Origin of the sequence: Leadbettera azotonutricia ZAS-9, from assembly GCF_000214355.1 — a bacterium.
Taxonomy (GTDB): Bacteria; Spirochaetota; Spirochaetia; order Treponematales; family Breznakiellaceae; genus Leadbettera; species Leadbettera azotonutricia.
This window is the reverse complement of the sequence record NC_015577.1, coordinates 2,738,703-2,751,910: the sequence shown is the minus strand read 5'-3', so window position 1 is coordinate 2,751,910 and position 13,208 is coordinate 2,738,703. Positions and strand designations below refer to the sequence as shown.

At 51.6% G+C, this 13,208-nt stretch carries 10 protein-coding genes; 2 read left to right on the top strand and 8 right to left on the bottom strand.

Translation table 11 applies throughout. The features are described 5' to 3' along the window. Nucleotides 1-302 precede the first annotated feature (302 nt). The 7 genes from TREAZ_RS12015 to TREAZ_RS11985 all read right to left on the bottom strand — a co-directional run bounded on the left by TREAZ_RS12015 (nt 303) and on the right by TREAZ_RS11985 (nt 10,321). Nucleotides 303-1,580, bottom strand: coding sequence for a zinc-binding dehydrogenase (locus TREAZ_RS12015; protein WP_015712138.1), 1,278 nt, complete (start codon nt 1,578-1,580; stop codon nt 303-305). Between the two features lie 24 nt (nt 1,581-1,604). Further along, nucleotides 1,605-2,816 carry an SDR family NAD(P)-dependent oxidoreductase gene (locus TREAZ_RS12010; protein WP_015712137.1) on the bottom strand — a complete coding sequence of 404 codons (1,212 nt, stop codon included), beginning with the start codon at nt 2,814-2,816 and terminating at the stop codon, nt 1,605-1,607. Nucleotides 2,817-2,935: 119 nt separating this feature from the next. Next, a complete protein-coding gene (locus TREAZ_RS12005; RefSeq protein ID WP_015712136.1) occupies nt 2,936-4,222 on the bottom strand; it encodes a PHP domain-containing protein in 1,287 nt (428 codons plus the stop codon). Next, nucleotides 4,219-6,678, bottom strand: coding sequence for an alpha-ketoacid dehydrogenase subunit alpha/beta (locus TREAZ_RS12000; RefSeq protein ID WP_015712135.1), 2,460 nt, complete (start codon nt 6,676-6,678; stop codon nt 4,219-4,221). Before TREAZ_RS12000 ends, TREAZ_RS12005 begins: the two co-directional genes overlap by 4 nt. Nucleotides 6,679-6,715: 37 nt before the next feature. After that, nucleotides 6,716-8,083, bottom strand: a complete 1,368-nt coding sequence (gene lpdA, locus TREAZ_RS11995) for a dihydrolipoyl dehydrogenase (protein ID WP_015712134.1) — start codon at nt 8,081-8,083, stop codon at nt 6,716-6,718. A gap of 17 nt (nt 8,084-8,100) precedes the next feature. After that, entirely contained in the window at nt 8,101-9,513 is a 1,413-nt protein-coding gene (locus TREAZ_RS18625; RefSeq protein ID WP_015712133.1) for a dihydrolipoamide acetyltransferase family protein, read from the bottom strand. 16 nt (nt 9,514-9,529) lie between these two features. Continuing rightward, nucleotides 9,530-10,321 (bottom strand): DeoR/GlpR family DNA-binding transcription regulator, encoded by a 792-nt coding sequence (locus TREAZ_RS11985; RefSeq protein ID WP_015712132.1) that lies wholly within the window; start codon nt 10,319-10,321, stop codon nt 9,530-9,532. Nucleotides 10,322-10,456: 135 nt separating this feature from the next. On the opposite strand from TREAZ_RS11985, the gene TREAZ_RS11980 reads away from it, so the two are divergent. Next, nucleotides 10,457-11,596, top strand: a complete 1,140-nt coding sequence (locus TREAZ_RS11980) for a class II aldolase/adducin family protein (protein WP_015712131.1) — start codon at nt 10,457-10,459, stop codon at nt 11,594-11,596. Here the strand turns inward: TREAZ_RS11980 and TREAZ_RS11975 are convergent. Beyond that, entirely contained in the window at nt 11,593-12,471 is an 879-nt protein-coding gene (locus TREAZ_RS11975) for a sigma-70 family RNA polymerase sigma factor (protein ID WP_015712130.1), read from the bottom strand. The genes TREAZ_RS11980 and TREAZ_RS11975 overlap by 4 nt on opposite strands. A gap of 423 nt (nt 12,472-12,894) precedes the next feature. Between TREAZ_RS11975 and TREAZ_RS11970 the strand changes: the two genes are divergently transcribed. After that, nucleotides 12,895-13,161, top strand: coding sequence for a co-chaperone GroES (locus tag TREAZ_RS11970; RefSeq protein WP_015712127.1), 267 nt, complete (start codon nt 12,895-12,897; stop codon nt 13,159-13,161). The last annotated feature ends 47 nt before the right edge of the window (nt 13,162-13,208 follow it).

The window sequence follows — 13,208 nt, the reverse complement described above, 5'->3', positions numbered from 1 at the left end:
TAGTTGGAACGATCTTGCAATTCTTCGCGGATTACGCATGTTATACCATCATCGTAAAATAACGCCCAAACTTTTTGCAAAATATAGGAGGCGATATTCGCCTTATGCAAGCGTCGCAAGCCTTTATTTGTGGGCAATTGCAGGGGGCGCCTGTGTTAATATTGTATACCATGCGCCTTAAATGAAAAAGGCGGGTGTGTCTGTATTGGCACAACGAGGGGCGTACCGGTGAATGTTAGCCTATGCGGCGTAACAGGCCGGTAATACGCCCCCCTATTGAGATACTTCAAAATCCGGTTAGATTAAATCTCCGGCGCGTTTTTCAGCAGATACTCTTCCGCTTCCCCGCTCCAAAGCCCGTTGTTCTTTGCCGCAATATCCGCCAGGGTTTTCCAGAATGGATCGGTCTTCCCTTTCTCCGCAAAATCCGCGATTGCCGTAAGGGGCAGATTCTTGTGGGTATAGATGAGTTTTTTGCCTCCGGGAATTTTATCCAGATTGATGGTAGTTTCTGCAACCGCATTAAGGCCCCCTACATGAGTTATGAGGGATGAGGGGTTGAGCTGCTTTGCGGCCATCATGGCAATGGATTCCTTAAGGTCGTCGGTGTTTCCCCCGGAAGTCCCCACCAGGTGATGGGACTCGTAGTGGACATTGTAAAAGTTGAAGGTCGCAGAGAATGTGGGATCGGTGGGGCCTGCAAAGAAGTTGAGGCAGCCATCGCTTCCCAAAAGTTTGTCCCCCATTTCGACCACCGGCTTTACGGGTGCAAATACTAAGACATCGTTATAGAGTTTTCCGCCGTTGAGTTCCTTGAGGCTTGCCACGGGGTCGGCCATTTCTTTGGTATTGACATATTCAAGCCTAACGCCGAACTTCGCAGCTTCCGCAGGACTAAAGATGGAAGCAGCCCGCTGGAGCCTCGCGTCATCAATATCGGTTACCACGAGAAGTTTGGGCTTCCTGGGGCAGTGTACCGCATAGTCGATGGCTCCAAGGCCCATGGGGCCGGCGGATGCCAGGAGGGCAATGCTGCCGCCTTCTACGATACCCATATCATGCACATAGGAACCGTTGCGGGTATGATACTGCGCATGGTAAGTGCCGACTATACAGGAGATAGGTTCAGCCAGAGAGCCAAGGTAAAAGCTTTGGGCTTTGTATTCCAGAAGGCAGCCCAATTCCATCACTTCCTTTGGAATGATGATATAGGTAGCGTCACCACCAATAAACTGGTAGGAATAGCCGGGTGCCCAGAGAGTAGCCTTGCCGTCAGGGCCAGGGGCGTTGAGGGCGGGCTGTATGGCGAATTTGTCGCCGGCCTTGAATTTGTTTTTCCACTTGGCCCCCACTTCTACAAGTTCTCCGCAGAATTCATGGCCGATGATAATTGGCCGCTTTGCGAGATCTTCCTTTACCCTTTTGTGGTTGTTTCCCTGCATGGCAAGTTTGTGGCTCGACATGCAGATAGAATCGGAAATGATCTTTGCCAGAATTTCGTCGTCCTTGATTTGGGGAAGTTCAAATTCCTCAAGCCTGAGATCGTTCTGCCCGTAAATACGTATCGCTTTAGTTTTCATCTTTATCTTCTCCTATAATAAGTTCTAGCTTAACATAACTTGCCCGCCGGTAACAGGCAAGGCTTGGCCGGTTTCATAAATCTGCTCCACGAGGTAAAGCACAGCCCGGATAACATCCGGCCCGGTGCAGCCCCGTCCCATGGGAATTTTTGCTTCGTAGAAGGCCTTTACGTCCTGTATGGATTTTGCGCCGGGAACCTTGCCGGTATTGAGGTACTGTACAAAAAGCCCTTTCACCGGATCTGACCAAAGGGGGCCGTCGAAGAAGTTCCCGGGGCAGACCGCGTTAACCTTGGTGTTGTATTCTACGAGTTCCTTCGCAAAACTCTGTACCAGGCCGATGCCGCCGAATTTGCTGCCCGCGTAAGATCCGTTTTTGTTGGAGCCGTCCAGTCCGGACTTGGAATTGATCTGAATGATATCGGTGGTCCAGACAGGGGCCGTTGCATTCTGCGCCTTCATGAGAAGGCCGCAGTGTTTGGTAACAATGGCAAAAGCAACGTAGTTAATATCTGTAACAAATTTAAATGACTGAATGTCCTGTTCCAGAATGCTTGCCGCCCTGAGCACCCCTGCGTTGCTGACGCAGAGATCGAGCCCTCCGGCAGTGATAGCTATGTTTTCGATCATGTTCTGGACCGAAAGCTCGTCCCCCACATTCACCTCTGCAGGGAAGGCAACAGTCTTTTTGTATTCACTGTTAAGCGTTGCGGCGAGTTTTTCTGCTCCCTCTTTGTTAAGATCGGCAATGAACACCAATGCCCCGGCGGACACAAGCCCCCTGGTGATTTCTTCGCCAAAACCCTGGGCCCCGCCTGTTACGAGGGCGATGCGGTTTTTTGCCACAGTTGATCGTGAAGTGGCGTAATCGGGGGTTTTTGAATCTCCGGTATTTACCGGGGCAATATTTTTGAGATCCCAGGCTTCTTTTTGCTCCCCTTTGCGGATCTTTTCAATGCCCGAATAGCAGGGAGCGGTATGGTAGATATAATCAGTACCATTACTGCTGATTTTTACCCTGAGGGGGATTTTGTTTTCCTTAAAGAATTTGCTTTCAGAAAAAGCGAGGGCGAATTTTTTGCCGACGGCTTTTTCATCGCCCGCTTCAACGCTGATGGCAAGTTCGGCGGATTCACCACCTTTACCATCGGCGCTGAAAACCACCATCCAGGGACAGCGGGCCTTTTCTAGAAATATTCCTCTTATAAGAGGGACAAAAAATGTTTCAGTTTTCATATAACCTCCAATAACTTCCAAAATACAAATTAAGAATTTTTAACCGCAAAGGTACACGAAGTATAAGAGGAATGGGTTTTTTCTCTTCTTCCCTTCGTGTGCCTTCGGCGACTTCGTGGTCAAATTCTCTTTCTTCCTTCTTTTGCAAAAGCCGCTATCCGTTCACCCAGCGGTTTCCCCGCCAACAGATCGGCGGGATTGAACAAGCCCCGTTTGGTATCTACAGAGGCGATCTTTTCGTGGGCTGCCAGCGCCCAGGTGGTGTCTAAAAGCATGGCAAACTCGGGGCGCCTGATCTCGGGGCATTGGAAAACTTGCCTCGGGCTGTTGATGTCCACGCCGGATATTTCGATCAAGTCCTGCTTTTCGCAGAGATGGTGAAGCCTTGCAAGCTGCTCCCTGGTATTCCGCGGCGGCATGTAAGTTACACCCTGGAAGCCAAAACTTTTCAATTTGGGGATAAGGTCATCAAGATAATCGTCTTCGAATTTTTCAGCTTTTTTATCCCCTGTAACTGAATCCGTTATGTCGCCCAGATAAGCGTAAGACGGGATAGCATTGATGGATTTAGCGAAGGATGTTACCACTTCGGCCTTGGGACATTCGCTTTCATTGGGCTGAATAAAGATCTTCTCGTTAAACGAACCTTTAAGCACACCGAGAAGATCCCAGGGGTAATAGGGGTTTTCAGGGTCTTGAAGCCATGTTTGGTTTTTGCCTGTAACTTTTACGCCGAATTTTCCTTCCAGAAATTTTAAGAGCTTCTCACCCTTGCCGGTTTCGTTTATGAGTTTTAGTGAAAGGGCGTAGAGCAGATGGCGTTCAGTAACGCTGCCGCCTTCATGGGTCATGGAAAGGGGAACTATGTCATTATCGTAGTTGAGCTTTCCGAGGCCCGATGAGGCAAGTATGGTGTTGAGGTTTTCAGTCATTTTGATGTTGCGTTCCCGCCTGGCGTTTGATATGGGTTTAAGAAAATCTTTTACCCTTATACCTGCACTGGAAGGAACGCCCTGAACGGTCATGTAGGCTATGCCTTTGGAATCGGGGCTGTTGATCTTGCGGTCTGCAAACTCCGTATGTTTAAGGCTTACCCTGAGTTCGAAACCGGTAACACAACCCAGACCTATTATTTCGCAAGCCTGACGCATCTCGTCCGCCGCAGAATAGGAGTCGTGATCCACAGAGCCCGCGGCTTCGAGTCCCGCTTCCCTGGCCTTGAGGGCTGCCATGGCCGGGGTATAGGGGCTGAAACTGTAAATCGTGTGGATGTGGTTGTTTATTTCTCCCGTAAAGGCAGGCATGCTTTTGAGGCCGCCACCCTCAACAAATTGTTTGAGGGCGGCAATGCGTTCCGAGGCGCCTGCCTTGGGATCATTAACAAGGGCCGGAAACACTATGCTCATACACCCAGCCTGTTTTTCCTCAGGGTCTCAAGATTGGTCTGTACCGTGGCAGGGCTGTGGCCCTTGAGGGGCAGGATCTTCTCGTGAATGGCGTCGATGATCCATTCGGCCTGGGGGAAGAAGTATTCTTCGCATTCGGGCGCAGGGGTGATCCAGTTCCGGCTGCCCACGATGGCGGGAGGCGCGTCAAGGTAATCGAATGCCAGTTGGGTTACATTAGAAGCAATAGTGTGAAGGAACGACCCCCGCTCTACCGCATCGCTTGCAAGGAGCAGCCTGCCAGTCTTCTTCACCGATTCAATGATCTTCTCGTAATTGAGAGGATTGATAAATCTGATGTCGATGATCTCCGCGTCAAGACCGTATTTTGTTTCAAGTATCTTTGCTGCGTCCAGGGCTTTGTAGAGAGTTGCTCCGATAGTAGCAATAGTAATATCTTTTCCGGTTTTACGTATGGCAGGTTCGCCTTCGGGGATCTCGTAGTAGCCTTCGGGAACGCCTGCCTTTTCAAACTGTTCACCTTTGTCGTAGAGGAGCTGGCTTTCGAAGAATACCACCGGGTCTGTACCGCGCAGGGCCAGGTTGAGCATACCCTTGGCGTCGTAAGGCGTGGTGGGGAACATCACCTTGAGGCCCGGGATATGGGCGGTGATGGCCGACCAGTCCTGGCTGTGCTGGGCGCCGTATTTGTTGCCCACAGAAACCCTGATGGTGAGGGGCATCTTGAGGAGGCCAGCCGACATTGACTGCCACTTGGAAGCCTGGTTGAAAATTTCATCCCCTGCGCGTCCCATGAAGTCGCAGTACATTAATTCTACTACTGCGCGTCCGCCGGCCATGGCATAGCCCACGCCGGAGCCGACAATGGCGCCTTCCGAAATGGGGCTGTTGAAAAGCCGGTGATAGGGAATGGCTTCGGTAAGGCCGCGGTAGACAGCGAAAGCGCCGCCCCAATCGCGGTTCTCCTCGCCCCATGCAGCCATGGTAGGATCAATGGTGTAACGGTGGAACATGGCCTCGAAGAGGGCATCCCGATACTGGAACATTTTGTTCTTGCTTACGGGTTTGCCCTCTGCATCGAAAGCATATCGGATCTTGTCTTTGAGGGCCTTTACGCGGACATTGGTTTCGCCTGTTTCAAGAAGATCCGGTTTACGGTCTTCCATTTTTTCTACCTTTTTATTGGAGAACATTACTGATTCGATGAAGGCCATGGTTGCCCTTGGGCTTTCAGCGTCATTGGTGGCGAGTTTTGCAACATCTGTAAGTTTTTTATTGATGGAGGCGCGCATGGTTTCAATTTCGCTGTCGCTCAGCACCTTGTTCTTCACGAGGTATTGGGAATACTCGGCGATGGCGTCGGCCTTCTGCCACGCTTCGATCTCTTCCTTGGTACGGTAGCTTGAAGCGTCAGAAGGGGAGTGGCCTGAAATACGGTAAGTGATGGTATCCATGAGTACCGGGCCGTTCCCTTCGAGGAGAATTTTCTTTTTCCGGGAAATGGCGTCAGCTACTGCCAGCGGATTGTAACCATCAACACGTTCAGAGTGGAGGTTATCAGGGTTGAGGCCTGCGCCAACCCTGGCGAGGATCTGGTAGCCCATGGTTTCGCCATTGGTCTGTCCGCCCATGCCGTAGAAGTTGTTGAAAAAGTTGAAAAGTATGGGAGGAGCGCCGTGGGGGCCGTCTTTGGGCCAGAGAGTTTTGTACTGATCCATGGACGCAAGGCACATGGCTTCCCACACAGGGCCGCAGCCCAGGGCGGCGTCGCCCACGTTGGAAATTACAATTCCGTTCTTGGAATTGATCCGCTTGAAAAGGGCCGCTCCTGTGGCTATGTCCGCAGAACCGCCTACAATGGCGTTGTTGGGCATGGAACCGAAAGGGAGGAAATAGGCGTGCATGGAACCGCCGAGGCCGCGGTTAAACCCGGCGTTTCTGGCGAAGATTTCGCCCAATGCGCCGTAGAGTACAAAGTTTTCCGCCAAATCTTTTACACTTGAGTGGGTTACTTTTTCCGCCATTCTCAAAGTGTCGCCGCCCAGAAATTCTTTCATGATGGTTTCGAGTTGCTTCTCGTCCAGTTTTTCTACCGCAGAAAGACACTTTGCGAGAATTTCGCCGTGGCTCCTGTGGGAGCCGAAAATAAGATCGTCGATACCAAGATTTACGCACTGGCCGACTGCGGCCGCTTCCTGCCCCATGGAAAGATGGGCAGGCCCTTTATGGTTGTACTCAATGCCGTTCCAGGCGCCCTGGATCTTGAAGGTGTTCATCATGTTTTCGAATTCCCTGATGGTGATCATGTCATAGAGAATTCTGGTGAGGCCTTCTTTGCCGTAGGTTTTGAGCTCTTTGGCAAAGTCGCTTGTGTACTGATTGACCGGAATGTCTTTGATCTTCAGGATCTGCGGCTTCCGGACTTCGCTGGGGTCAACAAAAATTGATTTAGGCATTTCATTTACTCCTTAATAACCTTAATTGTATTTATGCTTATATATTCCAAATTGCTTCACGTATAACTTCGCAGACAGAAGGATGGGGAAAGATCATTTCCTTTACATCGGCGATCCGCATTTCATTTTCGATAAGAGCCGCAGCACCCCAGATCATTTCCGAGGCATATGGCCCAAGAACGTGAATGCCCAGTATTCTATTGGTGCTTGCCTCGGCTATTACTTTTACTGCGCCCGGCGCCTTGACGCCGTTTTCGGCAATAAAGCGGCCTGAAATTACCATGGGGGCTGTCGCTTTTTTTATCGCAATGCCCTTGGCAGCGGCTTCCTGCTCGGTCATGCCCACGCCAGCGGCTTCAGGAATACTGTACACCGCCCAGGGTATAGCATTGTAACGCATAGCATCGTTACTGTTAGTTCCTTCGAGGAATGCACAGATATCGTTCACGGCAACTTCCGCCATGCGGTAAGCAGAATGGGCCAGCATGCTTCTGCCATTCACATCGCCTGCCGCCCATACGCCGGGAACATTGGTGCGCATTTTGTCGTCTACGCTTACACCTTTGGGCGTAACGTCGATGCCCGCTTCCTTGGCACCCCAAGATGCGGTCTCCGCCCTGCGGCCCACGGCCATTAACACTATATCTGCGGCGGAAGATTCTTCTTTTCCTTCCTTGGTGGTATAGAACACCGTGCCCCCTTCGATGCGGGTAACTTTGCAGCCTAAATGGAATTCGGTGTTCTTAAGTGAACGCCTCATTAAGGGGGCATGATCCTTATCCATGGGGGGAATAATTTCCTCCAGCATTTCTATTACCGAAACCTTGCTGCCCAATGTGCTGAAAAGACTGGCAAATTCCATGCCTATGACCCCGCCGCCTATGACGCAGAGTTTTGCAGGGGCTTCCTTTACCGAAAGCAGGCCTGTGGAATCAAGCACCTTGGGATTATCCCTTGAACCGGGAATGGGCGGCACTGCGGGTACGGAACCTGCCGCGATAAGCACAGCCTTTGCTTCATAAAGCTTCCCGTCTACCGTAACACCCCGCGAAGCTCCCTTTACCTGGAGAACGCCTATGCCGTTGACAACTTCAACCTTACAACGTTTCATTTGGGAGGCCACGCCTGAACGTAGTGTTTCTACTACTTTTTCTTTCCAGGCCATCATCTCACTCATATTGAAACTGACCCCTGAAACATGGACGCCGAACTGTTCAGCCTCCTGGGCATGGAGATAATGTTTCGCCGAATTGAGAAGAGTCTTGGTGGGTATGCAGCCCACGTTGAGGCAGGTTCCGCCCAGATGCTGTTTTTCGACCAGCAGCACTGATTTGCCCCTGTGTCCCAGGCGTTCAGCCGCAAGATACCCCCCTGGGCCGCCGCCGATAATAATTACATCGTACATATTTATCCTTCCTTACCTTACTTTGCGACCCAAATGTCGATATCCCGGATAGCCCCGGCAAAAGCCTTGAGGAATTCCGCCGCAGGGGCGCCATCTACTACCGCGTGATCGATGGTGAGGGAAAGCCCCAGATGGGGAAGTATCTCATACACTCCCGGTGAAGTCTCGGCGGCCTTGGGCGATATGCCGCAGACCCCCATGATGGCCACTTCGGGAATATTGATAACCGGTGAAAAACTTTCAATCCCGGTGTTCCCCAAATTGGTTACCGTAAAGGTTGAACCGTGAAGATCGTCCGGAGAAATAGAACCGCTTCTGCATGCTTCCGCAAGCTCCCTTGCCTTCTGGGAGATTTGAACAAGCGACAGTTTGTCAGCGTTCCTCATAACTGGAACCATGAGGCCCCTGGGTGTAGAAACTGCCACGCCGAGCTGCACATCGTTATACGCTCTCACCACTCCGTCGAGCCTGTGGGCATTCATATACGTGTAAAGAGGCAGTACCCTGGATGCCGCAAACAGGACCAAATCGTTAAGGGTAATTTTGCTGAGCCCCAGTTCAGGATCGCTTGCCTTAAACCTCGCCCGAAGTTTTTGCAGGTTTACTACTGATGCAGAAGTATTAAGTGTAAAGGCCGCAGTGTTGGTGTGAGAATTCATCATCTGATCCGCGATGACTTTTCGTATGCCCTTAATGGGTATATCGGTGAATCCGCCCGGAGCAGGCGCAGCGGAAGACGCAGCCGGTGGAGATGTTCCGACAACCGCTCCTGAACCTGCCCCGCCGGAAGCAAGATCGCCGAGTGTGAACCTGCCGCCAATGCCCGTACCCTGGCCGGCAGTACCCGCAGGAAGGCCCACAGCAATGCGCTTCCTCAGTTCGTCCTTTGCAGCTTCCGTGAGGGGTGGCCTTGCCGCAAGCGCTGCAGCCACGTCAACCTCAATGATGCGCCCGCCGGGGCCTGAACCGCCGAGGGTGCGTATATCAACCGCTTCAGCGTCAGCCAGTTTTTTCGCCCTGGGGGACGCGGCCAAATGACCCTCCGTCTGGGGCGCCGGGGCTTGTACTGCCTCAACGGCTGGGACAGAGACGGCAAGTGCCGCTGAGGTTGCGCCAGAGGCCGCCGCCGGTGCTGCTTGAGCCGCGCTCGCAGCCGAGGCACCGCCGGGGACCGCCGCTTCCCAATTCTCGCCGGGGTTCCCCACCACCATAATAGGCTGGAGTACCGGTACATCGTCGCCCTGGCTGTGGAATATCTTGAGCACTGTGCCTGAAGCGCCCGAGGGGACTTCAAAAGTTGCCTTGTCGGTTTCCACTACGCAGACCGGGGTATCGGCCTGGACCGTATCCCCCTCTTTTACCTTCCATTCACCGATGATGCAGGATTCAACGGTATTGCCCTGCCTGGGCATGATCAAAACATGGGCCATATTGTCTCCTATGAAACTATTTGGTAAACCAATACCGCAAAACTGCGGCGTCTTTTTCTTCTTCTATTTGGAGGATACGAGAATCCTCCTTCATCTCCGCTGCTGCCTCGGGGGGCATCTCGGCATCGGTGATGATCCCGTCCACGCCCGAAAGGGGCATGATGGTAACAGGCCCCGCCTGGTCGTATTTGGTTGAGTCCGTGATGAGTATGGTTTTGAGCGCCCGTGTCTTCATCACTTTGATAATTTCCCCACCTTCGAGAAGATGGGTGGTGATACCCTGGCGGGCACTGAAACCGTCGGTGCCCACAAAGGCAAAGCGCACATTGAAGCGGCCTATGGTTTCTTCGGCAATGGGGCCCACAAAGGATTCGGTGCTGCTACGGAATTCCCCCCCGCACAGGGTGATTTTAAGAGATGGGTTGTTTTTGGCAGCCTGGAAGGCCAGAACCGAGTTGGTGATCACGTGGATGTCCCGCTTGCCCCCCAGGTAACGGCAGACGAGGGCAGGGGTGGTTCCGGCTTCTACCATGATGGTATCGCCTGACTGCACCAGACCTGCTGCCGACCGGGCTATGTTGTGCTTTTCTTCGATCCTGAGGTTCTGCCTTTCAAGGATGTGGGGGTGGAGGGCTGTGACAGCGCCGCCGTGGACCCGGTTCAAAAGGCCTTTTTTCTCGAGGCTATTCAGATCCGAGCGTATGGTAACCTCCGAAACTTCGAGATCCCGGCTCAGATCGGCTACGGAAATAGCCCCTTTTTCCAGAAGAGAGTCGATGATTATCCTTTCTCTTACGCCAGATTCCATATCTGCTTATGAATATATCACATTAAAAAAATAAACGCAAGCGAAACAAAAGGAATTTGCAAGAAAAACGCAAATTTTCTGATAAGTTGCATAAATTGATAGTTAAGTATAAGATATTTTCACAAGGGGACAATCATGGGTTTACAAGAATTAGCCGACATTTCCCGTTTCTACGGGGCTGATACTGATTATGTTATAGCAGGCGGGGGCAATACCTCCTTCAAAGATACAGCCAATCTCTACATAAAAGGTTCGGGCACGCGCCTTGCGGTGATTAAGCCTGAAGATTTTGTGAAGATGGACAGGGCCAGGCTCGCAGCTATCTGGGAGAAGGATTACCCCGAGGACACGGATCAGCGGGAGTCCGCTGTCCTGGCGGACATGATGGCAGCCAAATGCCCAGGGGAAGAAAGCAAGCGGCCCAGCGTGGAGACTCTCCTCCACGACATCCTGCCCTTTGCCTATGTGGTGCATACCCACCCCAGCCTGGTGAACGGCCTTGGCTGCGCCCAAAAGGGCGAAGCAGCGGTTAAGGAACTCTTTGGCGGCGAGGCTGTCTGGATACCCATCACCAACCCGGGCTACATACTTTCCCTCAAAGTGAAGGAAGCCATGGACGCCTATAAGGCTGCCAAAGGCAAGGCGCCGGAGATTATTTTCCTCCAGAACCACGGGGTTTTTGTAGGCGCCGATAGCACTGAGGGTATCAAGGCTATCTATGCAAAAATCATGGATACCCTGGAAGGCAAGATAATCCGGAATCCTGACCTTGGCGGAACGCAGCTTGCCTATGGCAGTTCCGCGTCGGTGGGAAAGGAGCTTCTCTCGCTGGCAGAAAAATCGGACCCCCAGGGCGCTGATGCCCTGCCCTGGTTCGTCCGTTTTGAACGCAACAATGAACTTGCAAAACTTTTGGCGAATAAAGATGCCTTCAAGCCCGTTTCCTCGGCCCTGACCCCGGATCATATAGTGTATGCCGGAAGCGATCCCCTTTTTGTGAGCGATGTGTCCGCTTTAGGATCAGCCTGGAAAGCCCATATTGAAAAGACGGGCAGGCTGCCCAAAATCGCAGCCATACAGGGGCTGGGCATTTTCGGCCTGGGCAATTCAGAAAAAACAGCAGCTACCGCAGTGGAGCTTTTCAACGACGCAGTCAAAGTAGCAGTCTATGCAGAGAGCTTCGGCGGCGTGCTCTTTATGACCAAAGACAAGATTGATTTTATCAACAATTGGGAAGTGGAACGCTACCGCTCAAAGGTTTCCGCAAGCCATTAGGCTACATAGTTTGCAAGCACCCGCCGGCGGGAGGGGGTCCGAAGCCTTGTGATGGCGTTGTTTTCAATCTGGCGTATCCGCTCTTTTGTAAGGTTGAAGTGGTCGCCGATTTCCTTAAGGGACATGGGGCCGCCTTCCATCAAGCCGTAGCGGAAACGGAGGACTTCCGCTTCCCTGTGGTTAAGGCTTCCCAGCAGGGTCTCAATATCGCCCTGGAGGGCGCTTGTTACCGCGTGCTCCTCGGGGGCTATGTATTTGTCGTCTTCAACGAAATCCCCAATGGTAGCCGAGTCATTTTCAATGCTCACAGGGTTATCGAGCGACACCATGTCACGGGAAATATTGAGGATCTCGTCCACATGGCTGGCATCCATGTCGAGGATGCCGGCGATTTCCCTGAGCTCGCTTTCGTGGCTCTGGTTGCCCCGGACCTTATCCCTGGCCCTTTCAACCTGGATCACTTCGTTGGCCTTGTTGGAGGGCAGCCTGATCATCCTGGATTTTTCGCGGACAGCCTTAAATATGGACTGGCGTATCCACCAGACCGCATAGGAAATAAAGTGATAGCCCTTGTCAACGTCATAACGCTCGATGGCGTGCATAAGTCCGAGATTGCCTTCACTGATAAGATCCGGGAGGGGCAGGCCCTGGCCCTGGAATTTCTTTGCCACATTGACTACAAAGCGGAGGTTGGCGCTGACCAGCTTGTTCCTGGCAGCCATGCTGCCCTGTGCAGCTTTCCTGGCAACCTCGTCCTCTTCTTCCCTGGTCAAAAGAGGGATATGGCTAATCTCTTTTAAATAAAGAGAAAGAGTATTTTCGTCAGAATTGATCCTCTTAACCCGAGCCGTTTTTTTTGCCATTTGTTTTGTCATTCGTCAAAGCTCCTTGCTATATTTTGTTACACCTATATATTAGCAATTTCCATGCCAAGCCAGTCCATTTTTATGGCTTCATTCGAAAATTTTCCAATTTCAAGTAATTCCTTATATAGTAACGAATTACACACATATTGGTTCATCCTTTGTCAGGCTTTGGGAGGCATCTGTTCCTGCAACAAATCGATAGGTTTCAAAAAGAGTTTCATTATGACCCTTTTCAAAAAATCAGGGGAAAAACTGTATCAAAATGACCCATTTCACGAGCAAAAGCAAAAACAATGTTCCTTCAACCCGGTTTTGCCATTTCAGTGCAGTCTTTTCATAAAATTTTGATTTTTTTCTTGACCTTTAGGGGCAATTTTATGTATATTCTATATAACCAGATACTCAATTAATCATAGTACAACGGAGGTATATATGAAGGTAAAACCCTTAGCAGACCGGGTCATGGTGAAACTCGAAAAGAGCGAAGCGAAAACCGCTGGCGGTATCATTATTCCCGACACCGCCCAGGAAAAGACCCAGCAGGGCACAGTAGTTGAAGTAGGGGATGACAAAGAAGTCATCAAGGTCAAAGCCGGCCAGAAAGTCATGTACGACAAGTACGCCGGCACCCAGGTCAAGATCGACGGGAACGAGTACCTCATCCTCAAGATGGCGGATATTCTGGCAGTCATCGAGTAAACCTGCCCCTGCGCCCCCTAAAGCCCGGTGAAAGCCGGGCTTTTTTT

Bases quoted from the DNA above. Each gene is read 5' to 3' on its own strand.
- TREAZ_RS12015 (WP_015712138.1), bottom strand. From the start codon at position 1,580: ATGAAAACTAAAGCGATACGTATTTACGGGCAGAACGATCTCAGGCTT.
- TREAZ_RS11975 (WP_015712130.1), bottom strand. From the start codon at position 12,471: ATGACAAAACAAATGGCAAAAAAAACGGCTCGGGTTAAGAGGATCAAT.
- lpdA (WP_015712134.1), bottom strand. From the start codon at position 8,083: ATGTACGATGTAATTATTATCGGCGGCGGCCCAGGGGGGTATCTTGCG.
- TREAZ_RS12010 (WP_015712137.1), bottom strand. From the start codon at position 2,816: ATGAAAACTGAAACATTTTTTGTCCCTCTTATAAGAGGAATATTTCTA.
- TREAZ_RS12000 (WP_015712135.1), bottom strand. From the start codon at position 6,678: ATGCCTAAATCAATTTTTGTTGACCCCAGCGAAGTCCGGAAGCCGCAG.
- TREAZ_RS12005 (WP_015712136.1), bottom strand. From the start codon at position 4,222: ATGAGCATAGTGTTTCCGGCCCTTGTTAATGATCCCAAGGCAGGCGCC.
- TREAZ_RS11985 (WP_015712132.1), bottom strand. From the start codon at position 10,321: ATGGAATCTGGCGTAAGAGAAAGGATAATCATCGACTCTCTTCTGGAA.
- TREAZ_RS11980 (WP_015712131.1), top strand. From the start codon at position 10,457: ATGGGTTTACAAGAATTAGCCGACATTTCCCGTTTCTACGGGGCTGAT.
- TREAZ_RS18625 (WP_015712133.1), bottom strand. From the start codon at position 9,513: ATGGCCCATGTTTTGATCATGCCCAGGCAGGGCAATACCGTTGAATCC.
- TREAZ_RS11970 (WP_015712127.1), top strand. From the start codon at position 12,895: ATGAAGGTAAAACCCTTAGCAGACCGGGTCATGGTGAAACTCGAAAAG.